Source organism: Buttiauxella cochleicola, from assembly GCF_021282405.1.
GTDB classification, from domain to species: Bacteria; Pseudomonadota; Gammaproteobacteria; order Enterobacterales; family Enterobacteriaceae; genus Buttiauxella; species Buttiauxella massiliensis.
The window spans coordinates 305,051-323,452 of record NZ_JAJSOU010000001.1; the positions used below are offsets into that span (position 1 = coordinate 305,051).

An 18,402-nucleotide genomic window follows, 5' to 3' on the forward strand; every position below is an offset into this window, starting at 1 on the left:
CCCATTTCTTATGAATTGGACGCTCTCTATGGATTCCCCGAACACCCGGGAAATGGTAGTTTATACCGTTGGGTAAAAGCATTCGGGCATAATTTAGTCGCGTAAGACCACATGACGGGAAGTAATGTGAAATACTTATTCATTTTCTTACTGGTGCTAGCGATTTTTGTGATTTCTGTCACTCTGGGCGCGCAAAACGATCAGGTAGTTAATTTCAACTATCTGTTGGCACAAGGCGAATACCGTGTCTCCACTTTGTTGGCGACTCTTTTTGCTGCGGGTTTTTTACTGGGCTGGCTGATTTGTGGCCTGTTCTGGTTGCGCCTGCGGGTATCACTTGCGCGCGCCGATCGTAAAATTAAACGCCTGGAGCAGCAAATTACTACAGAATCTGATGTAACTGCGGCTGTTGTACCGGCTGTGAAGGAATAACCTGCCATGCTGGAATTGTTGTTTCTGCTACTTCCTATTGCTGCCGCCTACGGCTGGTACATGGGGCGAAGAAGCGCACAACAAGATAAACAACAAGAGGCTAATCGCCTGTCGCGTGACTACGTGGCGGGGGTTAACTTCTTGCTGTCAAACCAGCAAGATAAAGCTGTTGATCTGTTCCTCGATATGCTCAAGGAAGATACCAGTACCGTTGAAGCCCACCTTACGCTTGGTAACCTGTTCCGCTCTCGTGGTGAAGTCGACCGCGCTATCCGTATCCACCAGTCTTTAATGGAAAGTGCTTCACTAACCTACGAGCAGCGTTTGCTGGCTGTACAGCAGTTGGGCCGTGATTATATGGCGGCGGGATTGTACGACCGCGCTGAAGATATGTTTGCCCAGTTGATCGATGAAACTGACTTCCGAATTGGCGCGTTGCAACAATTGTTGCTGATTCACCAGGCAACCAGCGATTGGCAAAAAGCTATTGAAGTAGCAGAACGTTTGGTCAAGCTCGGGAAAGATAAACAGCGTACTGAAATTGCCCACTTCTATTGTGAGCAGGCGGTGCAATTGATGGGGAGCGACGACCTTGATCGAGCCATGTCGCTGCTTAAGAAAGGGGCTGCTGCCGATAAAAATTGTGCGCGCATATCTATCATGATGGGCCGCATCTTCATGGCTCGTAACGAATATGCAAAAGCTGTTGAGACATTGCAGCGCGTTATTGATCAAGATAGCGAATTAGTCAGCGAAACGCTGGAAATGCTACAGACCTGCTATCTGCAATTAAATAAACCACAAGAGTGGGAAGCGTTCTTAAAACGCTGTGTTGAAGAAAACACCGGAGCAGGTGCAGAGTTGATGCTGGCTGAGATTCTCGAACATAAAGAGGGGTCTGAAGTCGCGCAAGTTTATATCAACCGCCAGCTCCAGCGTCATCCCACTATGCGTGTGTTCCATCGCCTGATGGATTACCACTTGCAGGAAGCAGAAGAGGGGCGTGCAAAAGAGAGCCTGATGGTGCTTCGTGACATGGTTGGTGAACAGGTTCGTACTAAACCGCGCTATCGTTGTCAGAAATGTGGCTTCACGGCTTTTACTCTTTATTGGCATTGTCCTTCTTGCCGGGCATGGTCAACGATTAAACCTATCCGCGGCCTGGATGGGCAGTAACCGGTATTTATAAAAAAAAGAGATATTTTAGTTACAACATACTAGTGATCTTTCTTATAAAACTCACCTCTGCATCGAGTTAATTATGCCTCGCAGGGTGTAATGGCAACTGTAATTTTGTGTGTACCACGAGTAGAATGCTTGCCGTTTATCTCTTTGCGGCGCAGTGCTGTCCAACATCAGAAGGTTTAGCCATGAAATCAACTGCATCATCATCCTCCCGTGTTGCCACCGATTCTCCTATTGTCGTCGCACTTGATTACGATAATCGTGATAAAGCCTTAGCATTCATCGATCGCATCGACCCACGTGATTGCCGTCTAAAAGTGGGCAAAGAGATGTTTACTCTGTTTGGACCGCAACTGGTGCGAGATATTCAGGCGCGTGGTTTTGACGTATTTCTCGATCTGAAATTTCACGATATTCCGAATACGACGGCACATGCAGTTGCCGCTGCGGCAGAACTCGGTGTCTGGATGGTGAACGTTCATGCCAGCGGTGGAGCACGTATGATGATGGCTGCACGTGAAGCTCTGCTGCCATTTGGCAACGATGCGCCATTACTGATTGCTGTGACTGTTTTGACCAGCATGGAAGCAAGCGATCTGGCCGATCTCGGCATTGCTGCCACTCCAGCCGAACACGCTGAGCGTCTGGCCCGTTTGACACAAAATTGTGGATTAGATGGTGTGGTTTGTTCTGCTCAGGAAGCTGTGCGTTTCAAGAGTGAATTGGGCCAATCATTTAAGCTCGTTACACCAGGCATTCGCCCGGTTGGAAGCGATGCAGGCGATCAGCGCCGCATCATGACTCCGCAGCAAGCACAAACGGCAGGTGTAGACTTCATGGTAATTGGGCGCCCGATCACCCAATCTGCAAATCCGTCTCAGACCCTGCGTGATATCCGCGCTTCATTGCTGCAAGGTGAATGATGAAAGACGATAACAGCCGTTTAGTTTACTCAACTGAAACAGGTCGTATTGATGAGCCTGCATCGGCTCCCGTTCGCCCAAAAGGTGATGGGGTTGTGCGGATCCAAAGACAAACCAGTGGCCGTAAAGGCAAAGGTGTTTGTTTGATCACCGGTATTGATGCGGATGATGCTGAACTTGCCACATTAGCTGCTGAACTTAAGAAAAAATGTGGTTGTGGTGGTTCGCTAAAAGATGGTGTTATTGAGATTCAGGGTGATAAACGCGATCTGATTAAATCGCTGCTGGAAGCTAAAGGTATGAAGGTAAAATTAGCAGGTGGTTGATTCGTTTAAGATATAATACAAATAATCAGGCCACGGTAAATATACCGTGGCCTTTTATTATGACTGCTGAAAGTCAGACCTGAATATTAAAGATTTTATAATTTGTAAAAGCATTTATGCTTTTTCTGGTATCAAGCTTTATTTACCTACTTGATGACCGATAATACCACCTACAGCTGCACCACCTAACGTACCCAATGCACTACCGTCAGTTAAGACAGCGCCACCAACAGCGCCGGCACCTGCGCCAATCGCTGTGTTACGGTCACGTTTGGACCAGTTGGAGCAGGCGCTCAGAGATGTAGCAACGGTTAAAGCCAGCACAACGGCAGCAATTTTTTTGTTATTTAAGGTCATAATACTTTCTCCTGAATTATTGATTCACGGAAATAGTCTCTGATTAAGTATAGTGGCAATTAACCAACTTAAAGAGCGTTCCGCGAAACTGCATGACGATATAAGACCTAAAAGATAACCACAGTGATTGTCACTTCCTGTTATATCGCTGATAAATATTCTAATTTGTATTGGAAATAACAATAGGTAAATAATCTTAAAGGATAGGCAGGATAATTCTGATAAGAGAACTGCCTGCTGGGCCGCAGGCAGCTAAAAAGATTCTCAGGCGATCGGGAATTGTTTAACAATATTCACCTGTATCCCTGTGTCCTGCAATTGTTGACTAGCGACTCCGCTAAGCGCATCGTCTGTAATGACGCGGTTAATGTGCGAGATCGGGCCGAGAGTGTATGGGTGCATAGCACCAAATTTAGAGCTATCAGTCAGTACAATAGTTTCACTACCTTTTTCTAGCACGGTGTTAACCACATCAGCGCGCATCATGTCGCGGCTGGTAAATCCGGTTTCCGGTAAAAAGCCGTCGATACCGATAAATGCTTTGCTGAAGTGCACTTGCTGGATAAATTGCCGCGTCAGAGGGCCAACCATGCTTTCACTTTTCTTCTGGTAAATGCCACCAAGCAACACAACTTCACAATCGGTATCTTTCAAAAGATGCGCAATGTAGCTGCTGACGGTAATCAGGGTGATTTTTTTCTGCTCGGCTAACGCGCGAGCCAGCAGTGCATTGCAACTGCCATTTTCGATAAAAATTGTTTCACCATCGTTTACCAATGTTGCGGCAAAATCAGCAAGATGACGTTTCAACGAATAATTGTTCATCATTCGGGTTTCGACATCTTCACTATCTAGCGGAACGGCATAACCGTGAGCACGTTTCAGGTAACTTTTCTTCTCCAGGAGATTGAGATCATGGCGAATGGTTACCTCTGAAACACCGGTTTTTTTTGAAAGATCGGCCACACTCATGCGGCCTTGATCAATCACCATCTGTAAAATAATTTGTTGTCTGGAGTTCATGTCAGCCAATTGTTAGGCGGCGCATGATGCACCGCCGGTATTATCAAAGTGTATGTTCAGTACGGGCTATAATATCATCCTGCGCGTCTGGAGATAAGGCAGTAAAGAAAGCAGAATAACCTGCTACGCGCACCACCAGGTCACGATACTTATCAGGATGTTGTTTGGCATCAATCAGTGTTTCACGGGAAACAATGTTGTATTGAACATGCCAGCCCTTATGCGCTTCAAAGAAAGTACGCAGCATTAGCATTAATTTTTCACGATCGCGTGGGTTATCTAATGTTGCCGGATTCAGCTTCTGGTTAAGCAACACGCCGCCCAAAATCTTACTGGTTGGCAATTTGCCGACGGAGCTAATAACCGCTGTTGGGCCAAGACGGTCGGTGCCTGAAGCCGGGCTTGCACCTTCTGCCAGTGGCGTTGTTGCTTTGCGCCCATCAGGTGTTGCCATAGTTGCAGCACCAAACGGTACGTTCGCTGATATCGATGAAGTACCCGCATAGTAAGTTCCGCCGATAGGGCCACGGCCAAAACGAGTATTGTGATACTGCTTCAACTCGTCAATATAGGTTTGGTAAGCTCGAGCTAACAGTAAATCAACCTCATCTTCATCGTTGCCATATTTTGGCGCGCCATTTATCAGACGCTGGCGTAGCTGTTCACCTGTCAAACCCTCAAAGTCATTGGCCAGTGCTTCAGCAAGCTGTTGTTGGCCAATCGCTCCTTGTTCGAACACCAATTTTTTAACTGCTGCAAGGCTGTTTCCAAGGTTGGCAATACCGACTTGCAGGCCAGAAACCCAGTCATATTTTGCGCCACCTTGCTTAATGCTTTTACCACGCTCAATGCAGTCATCCACAAGGGCTGAGCACAGAATGTCGTGAGCATTTTCTTCCAGGACCGTATCCACAACACACTCAATTTCTATGGATTTCTGGGTGTAATACCGAATTTGATCATCCCAGGCATTCATCACCTGATCAAACTGTGTGAAGTTCCCTGCTGAGAGTGCATGTTCTTGCGGCAGGAAAACTTTACCGCTGGTAGCATCACGACCATGTTCGAGTGCAGCCAGCATGACACGGGCAAAGTTAATGAAACTCATGCCTGTGCAACGGTATCCCCATTTGCCGCCGACAGCTGTTTCAATACAACCAATCGCTGCGTAGTCGTATGCATCTTCACGGCTGACACCGAGTTTAATAAACTCCTGAATCACGATTTCATCGTTGTTAAATGCAGGCATCCCGAAACCACAGCGAATCACCTGAACGCAGGCATCAAGGAAGTCATTACTCATTCCGGCATGGTAGCGCACACTCAAGTTTGGCTGTGTTGAGCGTAATTGCCCACATGATTCAAGGATGGCGTATGAAAGTGGATTCACCGCATCCACAGCTTCACCATTAACCAGTGTCTGGCCACCAATGGTGACGTTTTGATAAAGCGGGCTGCCGGCAGAGGCTTTAGAGTGAGAACCAGAGCGGATTTTGTTCACTTCCAAAAGTTTCAACCAACAGCTTTGCAGGAGTTCGATAGCCTGGTCGCGACCTAAGGTTTGTTCAAGTTCGACATCACGGCGATACCACGGATAGAGGAATTGATCGAGGCGGCCAAAAGATACGGAGTGACCGTTAGATTCTATCTGCAATACCAGCTGTATGAAGTAGCTCAACTGCAAAGCTTGCCAGAATGAGGTTGGTTTATGATGAGCAATGTGTTCGCAGTTTTCAGCAATGGCTAGCAGCTCATCACGGCGTGCCACTCGTGACTCAGTGTTCGCCATTTCTTTGGCAAGCGCCGCGTAGCGTAGAATATGCTCGCTTAATGCAACGAAAGTAATATCAATAGCTTTCAGGAATTGCTCTTTGTGCAGATCTTCCCAGTCGGTCAGATGTAGATGCGAACGACGTTCGGCTACTTTTGCACGTAAACCATCAATGCCTAATTCCAGCAACAGTGGGAAGTTGACCGCGAGATGCGCATCGCCTGAAGTCATATTTCCTTCGGCTTTAATGATGCCACTCGCCAGTAACTCCTTTTGCTCGTCGGTGAACATTCCGTAGCAGCGATCCTGCACGGTTTGCCCACGCCACCATGGGCAAATTTCATGCATCACCGCTTTATCAGCATCTGAAATTGAGAAACCAGCACCAGGGCGGTCGCCCAACTCATCAATTTCAGTTTCAATCCATCCCACGGTGTATTCAGGGAAGAATGGTGCCCCGCGAACGTGGCTTGCCTGGTTACCAACGATCAGTTCATCGTGCTTAATCCAGATAGTGCGCTCAGCAAGGTGGTGGGCGAGCGCGAGAGCGCGGCGCACAGGTAATGGTTTATCCTGATGCTGTTGATAAATCGCTGTGTAATGTTGCGCACGCTCAGTACAAACTGGTGGCTTAACGATATGAATCAACGCTTCTTTATGGTCTTTGATACGTTGGCTTAAGGTGTTCAGGTTCAGTTGGGTCATCGGTTTATCCTCTTATCCAGGCGGTCATCCCTTTTTGGCTTGCGTACTGCTCAGCAAACTGCAGCAGTTCTGGCGCATCAAGGGGTTGGTGCGCGGCCAGATAAGGGATATTCAGGAGCTTGTATTTGTTGATACCTAGGGTGTGGTAAGGCAAAAAATGAATCGCTTTCGCACCGATTTCATCGGCGGCAAAATCAGCGATCGCGCGAATTGATTGCTCGTCGGCATTAAAATCGGGGATCAACGGCACACGAATCGTCATTTGTACGTTGCGTGCGGCCAACTTGCGGAAGTTGTCCATTACACGTTCGACGCTGCCGTCGGTCCATTGTTTGAAGCGCTGTGCATCAACATGCTTAAGGTCGGCGAGCAGGAGATCCAGATGGTTAATCGACGGCTCTATGTATTTCCACGGCACATAAAGGCAAGACTCAACGGCGGTATGAATTCCTGCCTCTTTGCTTCTACGCAGCAGTTGCTCAGCCATTTCAGGCTGCATGAATGGTTCGCCGCCAGAAAGCGTAATTCCACCAGCGCTGCGGTCGTAAAATGGTTTGTCGCGGAGCACTTTCTGCATGATCACATCAACACTTTGTGTCTCACCGCATACGCTTAATGCCTGAGTAGGGCAGCAATCCGTTAACGTGGCCATATCGTCAGTCGAAAGCTTTTCACGCGCGATGATCAAAACGTCATCAATACGACTAATTGCATGTGGTGCTGTCTGTGGGCAAAGATCGCAACCAGCAAGGCACAGACGCTCGTCAAACAGCACATCCTGCCCACGAGCACGGCTTTCAGGGTTCTGGCACCAGCGGCAGCCCAGAGAGCAGCCTTTAAGGAATACGACTGTGCGAATCCCTGGACCATCATGTGTTGAGTAACGTTGGATATTAAATATCATAAGCCCGCCTTAATCTTCTTTCGTAAATTAGATTACTTTCGAATGAAAGTTTTATTGATTTTGATCAGATAAAGAACAGACAGTGGCGTTATGATGTCGGCAATGAGATAGATGACCAATCCGGAGAGTTTATGGAACTGTATTTAGATACTGCTGACGTTGCCGCAGTGAAGCGCCTGGCGCGTGTTTTGCCGTTACAGGGCGTAACAACCAATCCCTCCATCGTCGCCAAAGCGGGGATTTCTTTGTGGGAAGTACTACCAGCCTTGCAGGATGCATTAGGTGGTAAAGGCAAACTATTTGCTCAGGTCATTGCCGCGCAGGCTGATGAAATGGTGAAAGAGGCTGAATTACTAGTGAAGCGTGTCCCGGGTCTTGTTGTGAAAGTCCCTACCACGGTAGAAGGTCTGGCGGCGATGAAGCAGTTGAAGGTAATAGGCATTCCGACGCTGGGTACTGCGGTATATGGTGCAGCTCAAGGATTGCTTGCCGCATTAGCTGGGGCTGAGTATGTTGCGCCGTACGTCAACCGCCTGGATGCGCAGGGTGGCGATGGTATTCAAATGGTGCAGGATTTACAGCAGTTGCTGACGCTACACGCCCCACAATCTAAAGTTCTGGCCGCTAGTTTCCGTACACCACATCAGGCAATGTCATGCCTGCTGGCAGGATGTGAAGCAATTACGCTACCTGTTGATGTCACTGAACAACTGTTAACGACACCGGCCGTGAATGCTGCGATTGCAACTTTCGAGAAAGACTGGCAAGGCGCATTTGGCTCATTGAGCCTATAAAAAAGCCGGTTTTCACCGGCGTTAGATTCAAATCTCCCAGGGCGACTTTTTCAAGTCGCCTTCTTTTATCTCTTCACCATTAGCGATATTCAGCAATTCCGTTTTCAGGATTTCCAGATTGTTAATAGCAGACGCATGATCGCCTCCCACCAGAATATCCAGCACGGTATCAATACGTTTTGCGAGTTGCAGAGGGTCCACTGAAGGCATAGTGCGTCCTGGTCAGTTGCGGAAAAGTGTTGCCTTCATAATGCAAAAAAAGGTCTGGAAAGAGAAGGCTCAATTGGGAATTTTTACCCTTACACATCAATCAATTATTGAACAACATATAAGTAATAATTATTAAACAGTCCGATACATTCATCCAGGTGCGGTAGTGGATTAGTCTGATCCTGCGTGTAACGCGCTTTCATAACATGAGGATAAGATAATGACAGTAATTAACCAGCCAACCTGCAAATTGTTCACGGACACTACTCGATTCACCCAGTTGTCGGGTTATTACGAGGCAGAACGTCGCACTGTGTGGATGATGTTAAGAGCGCAGCCCCGTCCTTGCTTCAACCATAAGCTAATCGAAGAAATTATGAACCTGCGGTATCTGGTTCAACAGGAGGGTTTTGTGGTTGATTTTTGGGTGACCGGTTCTCTGGTGCAGGGAATGTATAACACCGGCGGCGATTTGGGCTTTTTTGTTGAATCAATACAGCAGGGGCGTCGCGAGGCATTGCGCGCGTATGCAAGGGCTTGTGTCGACTGTGTCCATGCAGCCTCACGAGGGTTTGATTGCGGTGCAATTAGCCTTGCAATGGTTGAGGGTAGTGCATTAGGTGGGGGATTCGAAGCAGCATTAGCACACCATTTTGTGCTGGCACAACGAGATGCCCGTCTTGGTTTCCCGGAGATTGCTTTTAACCTCTTCCCTGGAATGGGGGCCTATTCGCTGGTTGCACGCCGCTCAGGCATGAAACTCGCTGAAGAGCTGATTTATAAAGGAGAGTCTCACACCGCAGAGTGGCATCAGCAGTTTGGTCTGGTTGATGAACTGTTTGAACCCGGTCAGGGTTATCTTGCTACTCGTACTTTCATTGATACATTGCAGCCTAAACTGAATGGTGTTCGGGCTATGTTGCGTGCCCGTCAGCGTGTACTTCAACTGCCTCGCTCGGAGTTGATGGATATCACCGAAGACTGGGTTGATGCAGCATTTTGCCTCGAAGCTAAGGATATCGCTTATATGGAAAGGTTAGTGCAAATGCAAAATCGTCACAGCGCTACAGCTTTGCGTAAAGCCAGTTAACACGTGAGCCAACGCTCGAATACGGCTGAGGGCATTGGTCTAAATCCTGCCGTTCGTTGACGCCATTCTTCCTAAGAAAGGCGTCTTCTTTCTGGTGTTAACGCCTCAGCAACTCAAGAAATGCCTGCAAAACAGGTGAATCATTTTGTTTATCCCAGGCAACGCCAATACCCATCGCCAGATGATGAGTCTCTTCCTTCAGTTTACGGAAAATAACGCCTTGTCGTTTGATGCACTGCAACGATGAAGGGACCAGAGCAATACCTTTTCCTTCCGCAATAAGCCCGAGCATGATGTGATGATCTTGCGGTTCCGGAATGATATGAGGCTTGAAATCAATCTTGTGGAAAAACGCCTGGCAGTAATCATAAAAACCGGGATTTAACCGCCGCTCAAACCAGAACATCGGCTCGTCACGTAGTGAGTCAAAACTGATGAAGCGTTTGTGCGCAAGTTTATGACCTGCGGGTAAAGCCACCACAAGTGGATCTTCTAAAAGTTTTTCAACAGCAAGACCTTGAACGTCCGTGTGCAAGCCGATAAATGCCGCATCCATCGTCCCTTTTTTCACTTCACGAATGAGATTGATTGAATGATCTCCTGATGTGTGGATTTGCCAGGCAGGAAAACGTTGGCGCAAGGCCTCTGTCACATCAGGGATTGCACTTCGTTCGAACACTGTTGTGTAACCAACAACAAATTTCCCCCCAATGTTACTTCGCATCTCTTTTACGACGGCAATCGCTTTTTCTGCCTGAAGGAGTGTGCGTTTCACTTCTGGTAAGAATGCGGCCCCCGCTTCGGTGAGGGTGACACCCTTCTTGCTACGAAGAAATAACTGCACTCCGAGTTGGTCTTCGAGTTGCCGAATTTGCCTACTTAGTGGAGGCTGAGAAATATGCAGACGCAATGCGGCACGACTGAAATTGAGCTCTTCACTCACAGCCAGAAAATAACGAAATTGTCGTAAATCGATGGATTCGTTCATACCAAAAAGGTATCACAAAAAGGGTATTGGATGCGTTGCTCAGTAAAATTTAGAGTTCGTTCACTATTCAATAGAAGAGGGTTCCAAAATGGAAAGTGAACGTTATCTACGAGGCCTGGGAAAATTAAAAGAGGTTGATGGACATGCTGGTGAAAATGTCATTAAGAGCCTGAGTGATATAGCACCGGATTTTGCGCGTCTGCTGATTGAATTTCCATTTGGTGATATCTACTCAAGACCAGGCCTCGATTTAAAAGCCAGAGAAATTGCTGTTGTTGCAGCACTGACCGCACTTGGAAATGCGACGCCACAGCTTAAAGTCCATATCCAGGGGGCGCTGAATGTTGGCTGTTCGGAACAGGAAATTATTGAAGTGATCATGCAAATGGCGGTGTATGCAGGGTTTCCTTGCGCGTTGAATGGTCTATTTGCGGCGAAAGAGGTTTTTGCACAAATAAAATAGCCAGGTTTCCCTGGCTCATTTGGTCGCAGAGCTTATCGCGCCGTTCTGGCCAGATAGCGTTTTAACCAACGTTCAAACACGGCAGCGGGCATGGGCTTCGCAAATAAATACCCTTGCCGTTCGTTGACGCCATTCTTAGTCAGGAAGGCGTCTTCTTTTTGGTTCTCAACCCCTTCGGCAATGACCTGTAAATTAAGCGCTTGGGCAACTGCAACGATTGCACGCACCAGCGATTGAGACACCGACTGCTTATGAATATCGCGTACGAAACTTTGGTCGAGTTTTATCGCGTCGATCGGGAAGCGGGCAAGTTGCGAAAGTGAGGAATAACCTGTCCCAAAATCATCTAAATGCACCTGGGCACCCAAGCGGCTGAATTGTTGAATAACCGAAAGTGCAAGGTCTTCATTTTCAATCAGGCAGCTTTCAGTAAGCTCTACATCAATCGGGCAGTATTCAAAATTAAGATCTTTCAGCGCTTGTTTCAGATCGCTGAAGATTGTTTGATCGGCTAACTGGCGGGCAGAAACGTTGACTGCAACGCGTAAATTAATGCCTTTATCACGCCATTTCGCCACCTGCTGAACCACACTTAACATCACCCATCGCCCAAGAGGCACAATTAACCCGGACTCTTCTGCATAAGAGATAAAATCCAACGGTGGAATCAGCCCGCGCTCCGGCGATTGCCATCGCACCAGTGCTTCCAGACTTCTGACTTCACCTCTCCAGGTCATTTTAGGCTGATAGTGAATAACAAGTTGGTCGTTATCGAGCGCTTTACGTAAGTTGGTGTCGAGCCACAAGTACTCAAACACACGTTGATTCATTTCTGGAGCAAATACGCAGAACTTGCCACGACCACTCTCTTTGGCGGTATACATCGCGGTATCAGCATTTCGAATAAGACTTTCACGGTCTTCACCATGTTGCGGAGCCAGCGATATACCTAACGAGCAGCCGGAATAAACTTCAATCAAACCAATGCGGAAGGGCTGTTTTAGTCGCGCCAGAATACGCGACGACATGGCTTCGAGCGTTGCCTGAGAGGTATCAGTGGCGAGAACAATAAATTCATCTCCACCCAAGCGCGCGAGTATCTGTCCTTCATCAAGGCAACTTAGAATCGCTAATGACACGGCCTGCAATAACTGGTCACCGAACATGTGCCCGTACGCGTCATTTACTTTTTTGAAGTTATCAAGGTCGAGATAAACGATCCCTACCTGGGTTTCACCACGGTTTTCAATCGCCGAGGAGATTAAATCATTGATGGCATTACGATTTGGTAGGCCGGTTATGGTGTCGGTATTCGCCAATACGCGCAGGCGCTCCTGCGCACGGCGTTCTTCGGTGATATCAGTACCAGAACAGATCAAATAGATTTCATTCTTACCGCTGCCGCTATGGACAAATTTGTTGCGAAACAAAAACAGCCGCTGGCCTTTACGGGTTTTTATCCAGCGTTCGACTTCGTAAGAATTTCCGTTACGAAAGAATCCGCTAATATTGCGTTTGGAAGCGGCGGCCTCACTACGGCTCATAAACAATTTAAAAACGTTTTGGCCAATAACTTCTTGTTCTTTAAGACCGGTATACTCTTCGCTCAAACGATTGAAGCGTTGAATATTGCCTAATCTGTCGAGAATAACGATGACAGAGTTTGCCTCCGAGACGACCTGTTCCGCGAATGAGAGTCCTTGCACCAAATCTCGGGCAACAGAAGGGGTGTCATCCCAGGCAGATGCCGAACCTGCCCATTCTTTTTTTGATACCTTACGACCCACTAAATGTACGGAAACTTCATTACCAAATAATGAAATCGACATAGTGACGCTTGAGGTTATTACCGTCATTTGGCGGATTTGTTCAGCCTGCTCGGGTTCAAGAGCGACCACCTGGCTGATATCAGAGCTTTCGCTGGCTGCTAGTTGCAGAGCGTTGCTATCGTTTGGTAAACGCCAGTATGGGCTGGTTGTCCCTAAATAACGGTAGAGCAGATTTTGCTCCAAATCGTCTTTCATGCTCTCTCCTGAACAGGGCCCGACATAGCGTGTCAGTCTGTTATTCATATTAGCAATATAAACCGATCTTAAAGCGACAACAGTGAGTTAAAGACATTGTTTTTGCAGAAGATGTGAAAAATCTGAATGTTCCGCACGTTGTTGACAGTTTTTCCTGACTTATAACCAGCAGAAAACGAGTTGTGGTTCTAATCATTTTCTGGTTGTGATTATGATCCTAAGTGTATTCACAATAAAAAAAGAACAAAAAAAAGCTGAGCACGAGGCTCAGCTTTTAAATTTAAATGACTAACTAACCGTCAGATTGCTGGACGCGCGATCACACTACGAGTTTCCATACGAACCTCTGCGATTGTCACATCAATGACATCTGTCACTTTGTAAGCCACTTCGCCGTTAATTTGCACGGTTCCTGGCTCCTGGCTGCATACCATCTCATCGCGGACAGCATGGATAAATGGGGCAGGGATAAAGGCAACAGCGCCATTTTCAATCAGACGTACGCGCATACCGCCACGGCTCACATCAATGATCTCTGCACTGAAACGAGTATCCGTTCCGGCTTTGTCACTCAAGAAGCGAGCATACAGCCAGTCACCGACATCGCGTTCAGCCATGCGGTTGAGGCGACGGCGCTCAGCCATCTGTACTGTAATTTCGTTTTGTGGACGGGATGCTGTTTCACCTTTGATTATCGCTTTCAACAGGCGATGATTGATCATATCGCCGTATTTACGAATCGGTGAAGTCCAGGTCGCATAAGCCTCCAGACCCAGGCCGTAATGCGGGCCTGGCTCAATGCTGATTTCAGCAAACGACTGGTAGCGACGAATACGAGTGTCAAGGAAGGAGGTTGGCTGCGCATCAAGCTCACGGCGTAATTTGCAGAAGCCGTTTAGTGTCAACACTTCTTGCGCATCTACTTCAAGGCCGTGACCTTGCAGCATAGTCGCCAGCTGTTCAATGTTTGCCGGGTCGAAACCGGTGTGGACGTTATAAACGCCGAATCCCAATTTCTCGCGCAACACAATGGCCGCACAGACGTTAGCCGCAATCATTGATTCTTCAACGATGCGGTTAGCGATGCGACGTGATTCCGCAACGATATCCAACACTTCGCCTTTCTCACCTAATACAAAACGGTAATCAGGGCGGTCTTTGAACACCAGCGCGTGGGTACGGCGCCAGTCGGCGCGGCTCAGGCAGACGCGTTCCAACAGACGGATTTGTTTAGCGATAGCATCACTCGGTGGCTGCCAGTCGCCTTTTTCTTCTAACCAGTCGGATACAGCGTCATAGGCCAGTTTGGCTTTGGATTCGATGGTCGCAACAAAAAAGTTAATCTCATTTTCAATGCTGCCATCTTGCGCGATAACCATGCGGCAGGCCACAACCGGACGCGTCACGTCAGGGCGCAGTGAACATAAATCGTCAGACAACTCGCGAGGCAACATTGGGATGTTAAAGCCCGGCAGATAGTTGGTGAAGGCGCGGACTTTAGCAATATTATCGAGTTTACTGCCTTCAGCAATCCAGGCGGTCGGATCGGCGATAGCTACGGTGAGTTGTAATTTGCCATCGGCAAGTTCTTCAACAAACAGCGCATCGTCCATGTCTTCGGTGCTGGCGCTATCAATGGTAACGAAATCCAGGGCGGTTAAATCTTCACGCACCAGGCCTTCGTCCAGCATTTCTGTCGCCACGCCGTCTGGCGCTTCACGCTCAAGATTGTGGCGTGACAGTGTCACCCACCATGGCGCAAGGTGATCGTCACCAAAGGTGATAAATTGTGTTAGGTCGGCGTAGAAAGCGCGGTCGCCTTTCAGCGGATGGCGTTTCATTTCCGCGACTGCCCAATCACCATTCTGGAAATCATGCGTGACATTGCGGTCAGCACGACACTGAATCGCATCACGCAGTAACGGGTGATCCGGAACGATAGACAGACGGTCGTCTTTACGTTGTACACGACCAACAAACCGGCTGAGGAACGGTTCGATAAGCTCTTCTGGCTCAGCGGTTTCGCGGTCCTTGTCGGTATGAATCACCGCGCTCACGCGGTCGCCGTGCATCACTTTTTTCATCTGCGGCGGCGGAATAAAGTAACTTTTTTGGGAGTCCACTTCGAGGAAGCCAAAGCCTTTTTCCGTGCCTTTTACCACGCCTTCAACGCGTGGAGTTTGGGAGTGCAGTTGCTGTTTAAGCTGCGCGAGCAGCGGGTTATCCTGGAACATGTTTTTTAGTTTTCGTGGCCAAAAGAGCGGCTGACAGTTTTACGCGAAACCACCCTTTGCGGCAAGCGCTGTTTGCCGCAAAGGTACGTGCTATCAATGTCTAGCGAGTATTGCCAAGCCCAATTTTCAATCGGTTTAACCAGCCGTACAACCCTGCACTCACCAGTAATTGCAAAGCTTCGCCTTCGCTAAAACCCTGTTCGAATAAAGGTTGAAGCTGGGCTGCGCTAAAACTTCCAGGGGCGAGAGTTATTACGCGGACAGCCTGGATTATCGCGCGTTCACGTGGGCGGTTATGGCTCCAGGCTTGTATCGCTCTTTCACCATTGCGCATTGCTTCAGGTAAACCACTTTCTCCACGCCATGCTTTTGCAAAATCCGTAAAACAACTGACGCTTCCGTTAATACGAGCGGTCAACAGACCAACCAAAATCTGATCATCACAGGCTTGAGCACTCGGAGGGAGTAGTAAATGAGTCATCTGGCCGAATAGGGAAAATGCCGTGGCATCGTGAAGCAGCAGCCAACTCATCTCTTGCAAGATATTTTGCGGTAGGCAGTCGTTGTGTACGTCCAGTTGCAGTGTGTTTGCGTAGCGTAGCTCAACTTCAGGCAAACCTGGTTGCCACTGCTTATCACCATCAAGGAATAACTCGGTAGGGGCATCCTGCTGCGTATCAAGCCCTGGTAACCAGCGTACTGGCAAGCTTTGTAGTGCCTGGAAAACTGCAATCACGCGAGCCTGAAAACCGATAAAGCCAATCAACTGGTTAAATGTCACCATATCATTTACTGAAAGAGCAACCTCATCAAGTTGCTGACGCGAGACATCATCAATCAGCGTCGGTTGGCTGGCCAACTGGCGGGCGTATTGGGTGATTTGCGTCAGACGGCGGTTACTTTCGCGCGATGAGTCAGGACCTGGTTGGGGGGCTAGTCGAGCTGCGTAATGATTACAAAGACGTTGAACACCGTAGACCTGTGCGACAGTGAGCGCGGTACTTAAGCGGTCATAGCAACTCAGCGTATGTAAGCGGGTCACAGGGCTATTTTCAGGCAACAAACATTCACTAATATCACGTGCAGCCGAAAGCCACGCGTACTCAGAGGTGAGTTGGTCAGCGCTAAGGTTCAAATCAAGTAAAAAACGATCTTCGAGAAACGCGGCTTCGGGAACTAACGGAAGCACGGCGGCATCGTTACGGCTGGACTGGGTTTCATGGTACCAGTGGCCTTTGCCTGAGATTCGGCGTTGTTCCATGGTCATTCCTTGGTCAAAGAGTTTACAAGCCCGGGGAAAACACCTGACGGCCTGGTTTGCTGCTTTATCCTGGCGTAAGCGCGGGAGGTGACAAAAGAATGATCGGTGATAATAAATATCGGAAAAGTATAACTACGTGAGGAATTTCAGAATTAACAGGCAAGATTGTGGGTGAGGCGAGGGAGTTAACGGGGCAGACAGACGCCTGCCCACGTTATGAACCGAACTAGTCTTTCAGTTCCAGTTCGTTCATTGCAGCGATGCTGAAACCGCCATCAACGTGTACCACTTCGCCAGAAATACCGGCAGACAGGTCAGAACACAGGAACGCTGCGGAGTTACCCACATCTTCGATGGTCACAGTGCGGCGAATTGGGGTAACCGCTTCGCAATGCGCCAGCATTTTACGGAAGTCTTTGATGCCGGATGCCGCCAGAGTGCGGATTGGGCCAGCAGAAATACCGTTCACACGCACACCTTCTGGACCCATCGCGTTTGCCATATAGCGCACGTTAGCTTCCAGAGATGCTTTAGCCAGGCCCATTACGTTGTAGTTAGGAATAGCGCGTTCTGCACCCAGGTAAGACAGAGTCAGCAGTGCTGAACCAGGATTGAGCATTTCACGGCAAACTTTTGCCATCGCAACAAAGCTGTAGGAGCTGATGTCGTGAGCAATTTTGAAGCCTTCACGGGTAACCGCATTCACGTAGTCGCCATCTAACTGGTCGCCAGGTGCGAAACCGATAGAGTGAACGAAACCGTCAAATTTCGGCCAGCTTTTCGCAAGCTCAGCAAACATCGCTTCGATGCTTGCATCTTCTGCAACGTCGCACGGCAGAACCAGGCTTGAACCCAGATCTGCAGCAAACCCTTCCACACGGCCTTTCAGTTTTTCATTCTGGTAAGTGAAAGCCAGTTCAGCACCTTCGCGGTGCATAGCCTGTGCGATACCGTAGGCAATGGAGAGTTTACTGGCGACGCCAGTGATCAGAATGCGTTTACCGGTAAGAAAACCCATAGCTTTGAATCCTTATAGTTTCTGCTAATTTTATGACTTTATAATCATCAAGTTGACGATGACTGGTCACAATTTTTCAACACGAAAGTGAAATTATATCCCACTCAACGCCTGTTGTGTCAGGTTATTTTTTTACGCTGAACGACTGGTTATCGCGTCACCAGAGGTCTGAACAGATGGTTGTGTGGAGGACGTGGCGGACGCATTGCCGACATGCCTGATGGATACTATGTTTTAGGGTGTTAATTCGCACTTGCCTGGTAAAATAATCACCGGAGATAAATGATGAAAATCACTGTTGAAACGCAGGTTCATGCACCCATTGAGCAAGTCTGGGATACCTACAATAACCCGCAAGATATTGAAAAATGGAATACTGCTTCGGCAGACTGGCATACCGTCAATGCAGAAGTAGATTTAAAGCCCGGAGGAAAGTTTTCATCACGAATGGAAGCGAAGGACGGCAGTATGGGGTTTGATTTTGCAGGTGTTTATACCCACATCATTCCGCATAAATTGATTGAATACACTTTTGGTGACCGGGAAGCGAAAGTCGAATTTACTAAGCAGGAGGGCGGTGTGAAGGTATATCTCGAATTTGACCCTGATACTCAATACCCCGTCGAGCATCAGAAAAATGGTTGGCAGGCTATTCTGGATAATTTTGCCCGCTATGTTGAAGCGAAAAAATAAC

General features: G+C 48.2%; 18 protein-coding genes. 8 read left to right on the forward strand and 10 right to left on the reverse strand.

The genetic code is table 11. The features are described 5' to 3' along the window. The first annotated feature begins 126 nt into the window (after nt 1–126). From LVQ79_RS01390 to yciH, 4 genes are all read left to right on the forward strand, one after another. Nucleotides 127–432: a LapA family protein gene (locus LVQ79_RS01390; protein ID WP_151993611.1), complete on the forward strand. Its 306-nt coding sequence runs from the start codon at nt 127–129 to the stop codon at nt 430–432. A gap of 6 nt (nt 433–438) precedes the next feature. Next, entirely contained in the window at nt 439–1,608 is a 1,170-nt protein-coding gene (gene lapB, locus LVQ79_RS01395) for a lipopolysaccharide assembly protein LapB (protein ID WP_151993610.1), read from the forward strand. Between the two features lie 194 nt (nt 1,609–1,802). Further along, complete coding sequence (gene pyrF / locus LVQ79_RS01400; RefSeq protein ID WP_232863636.1) at nt 1,803–2,540, forward strand: orotidine-5'-phosphate decarboxylase; 738 nt, start codon at nt 1,803–1,805, stop codon at nt 2,538–2,540. Beyond that, nucleotides 2,540–2,866, forward strand: coding sequence for a stress response translation initiation inhibitor YciH (gene yciH, locus LVQ79_RS01405; RefSeq protein ID WP_151993608.1), 327 nt, complete (start codon nt 2,540–2,542; stop codon nt 2,864–2,866). Before pyrF ends, yciH begins: the two co-directional genes overlap by 1 nt. Before the next feature lie 138 nt (nt 2,867–3,004). On the opposite strand, the gene osmB is transcribed toward yciH, so the two are convergent. The 4 genes from osmB to LVQ79_RS01425 form a co-directional block, all read right to left on the reverse strand. Next, nucleotides 3,005–3,223 (reverse strand): osmotically-inducible lipoprotein OsmB, encoded by a 219-nt coding sequence (gene osmB, locus LVQ79_RS01410; RefSeq protein ID WP_034455440.1) that lies wholly within the window; start codon nt 3,221–3,223, stop codon nt 3,005–3,007. A 264-nt stretch (nt 3,224–3,487) separates the two neighbouring features. Further along, the gene (yciT, locus tag LVQ79_RS01415) at nt 3,488–4,246 is read right to left on the reverse strand and encodes a DNA-binding transcriptional regulator YciT (protein ID WP_232863637.1); all 759 of its coding nucleotides are present in this window, start codon (nt 4,244–4,246) and stop codon (nt 3,488–3,490) included. Between the two features lie 43 nt (nt 4,247–4,289). After that, nucleotides 4,290–6,722 (reverse strand): formate C-acetyltransferase/glycerol dehydratase family glycyl radical enzyme, encoded by a 2,433-nt coding sequence (locus tag LVQ79_RS01420; RefSeq protein ID WP_232863638.1) that lies wholly within the window; start codon nt 6,720–6,722, stop codon nt 4,290–4,292. 4 nt (nt 6,723–6,726) lie between these two features. Beyond that, nucleotides 6,727–7,626: a glycyl-radical enzyme activating protein gene (locus LVQ79_RS01425; RefSeq protein WP_232863639.1), complete on the reverse strand. Its 900-nt coding sequence runs from the start codon at nt 7,624–7,626 to the stop codon at nt 6,727–6,729. 131 nt (nt 7,627–7,757) lie between these two features. Between LVQ79_RS01425 and fsa the strand changes: the two genes are divergently transcribed. Then, nucleotides 7,758–8,420, forward strand: coding sequence for a fructose-6-phosphate aldolase (gene fsa / locus LVQ79_RS01430; protein WP_232863640.1), 663 nt, complete (start codon nt 7,758–7,760; stop codon nt 8,418–8,420). A 27-nt stretch (nt 8,421–8,447) separates the two neighbouring features. Here fsa and yciZ read toward each other — a convergent pair whose 3' ends face one another. Further along, entirely contained in the window at nt 8,448–8,630 is a 183-nt protein-coding gene (gene yciZ, locus LVQ79_RS01435; protein WP_034455445.1) for a protein YciZ/DeoL, read from the reverse strand. Between the two features lie 220 nt (nt 8,631–8,850). Between yciZ and LVQ79_RS01440 the strand changes: the two genes are divergently transcribed. Next, nucleotides 8,851–9,720, forward strand: coding sequence for a crotonase/enoyl-CoA hydratase family protein (locus tag LVQ79_RS01440; protein ID WP_232863641.1), 870 nt, complete (start codon nt 8,851–8,853; stop codon nt 9,718–9,720). 97 nt (nt 9,721–9,817) lie between these two features. Here LVQ79_RS01440 and LVQ79_RS01445 read toward each other — a convergent pair whose 3' ends face one another. After that, on the reverse strand, nt 9,818–10,708 hold the full coding sequence (locus LVQ79_RS01445; protein WP_232863642.1) for a LysR family transcriptional regulator: 891 nt from the start codon (nt 10,706–10,708) through the stop codon (nt 9,818–9,820). Between the two features lie 88 nt (nt 10,709–10,796). Here LVQ79_RS01445 and LVQ79_RS01450 point away from each other — a divergent pair, with 88 nt between their 5' ends. Beyond that, on the forward strand, nt 10,797–11,171 hold the full coding sequence (locus tag LVQ79_RS01450) for a carboxymuconolactone decarboxylase family protein (RefSeq protein ID WP_151993601.1): 375 nt from the start codon (nt 10,797–10,799) through the stop codon (nt 11,169–11,171). A gap of 32 nt (nt 11,172–11,203) precedes the next feature. Here LVQ79_RS01450 and pdeR read toward each other — a convergent pair whose 3' ends face one another. The 4 genes from pdeR to fabI form a co-directional block, all read right to left on the reverse strand. Beyond that, nucleotides 11,204–13,195, reverse strand: coding sequence for a cyclic di-GMP phosphodiesterase (gene pdeR, locus LVQ79_RS01455; RefSeq protein ID WP_232863643.1), 1,992 nt, complete (start codon nt 13,193–13,195; stop codon nt 11,204–11,206). A 299-nt stretch (nt 13,196–13,494) separates the two neighbouring features. Further along, the gene (locus tag LVQ79_RS01460) at nt 13,495–15,429 is read right to left on the reverse strand and encodes an exoribonuclease II (protein ID WP_232863644.1); all 1,935 of its coding nucleotides are present in this window, start codon (nt 15,427–15,429) and stop codon (nt 13,495–13,497) included. Nucleotides 15,430–15,529: 100 nt separating this feature from the next. After that, nucleotides 15,530–16,690, reverse strand: coding sequence for a CMD domain-containing protein (locus LVQ79_RS01465; RefSeq protein WP_232863645.1), 1,161 nt, complete (start codon nt 16,688–16,690; stop codon nt 15,530–15,532). 226 nt (nt 16,691–16,916) lie between these two features. Next, nucleotides 16,917–17,708, reverse strand: a complete 792-nt coding sequence (gene fabI, locus LVQ79_RS01470; RefSeq protein ID WP_064558757.1) for an enoyl-ACP reductase FabI — start codon at nt 17,706–17,708, stop codon at nt 16,917–16,919. A gap of 282 nt (nt 17,709–17,990) precedes the next feature. Here fabI and LVQ79_RS01475 point away from each other — a divergent pair, with 282 nt between their 5' ends. Next, nucleotides 17,991–18,401 carry an SRPBCC family protein gene (locus tag LVQ79_RS01475; RefSeq protein WP_232863646.1) on the forward strand — a complete coding sequence of 137 codons (411 nt, stop codon included), beginning with the start codon at nt 17,991–17,993 and terminating at the stop codon, nt 18,399–18,401. Nucleotide 18,402 lies beyond the last annotated feature (1 nt).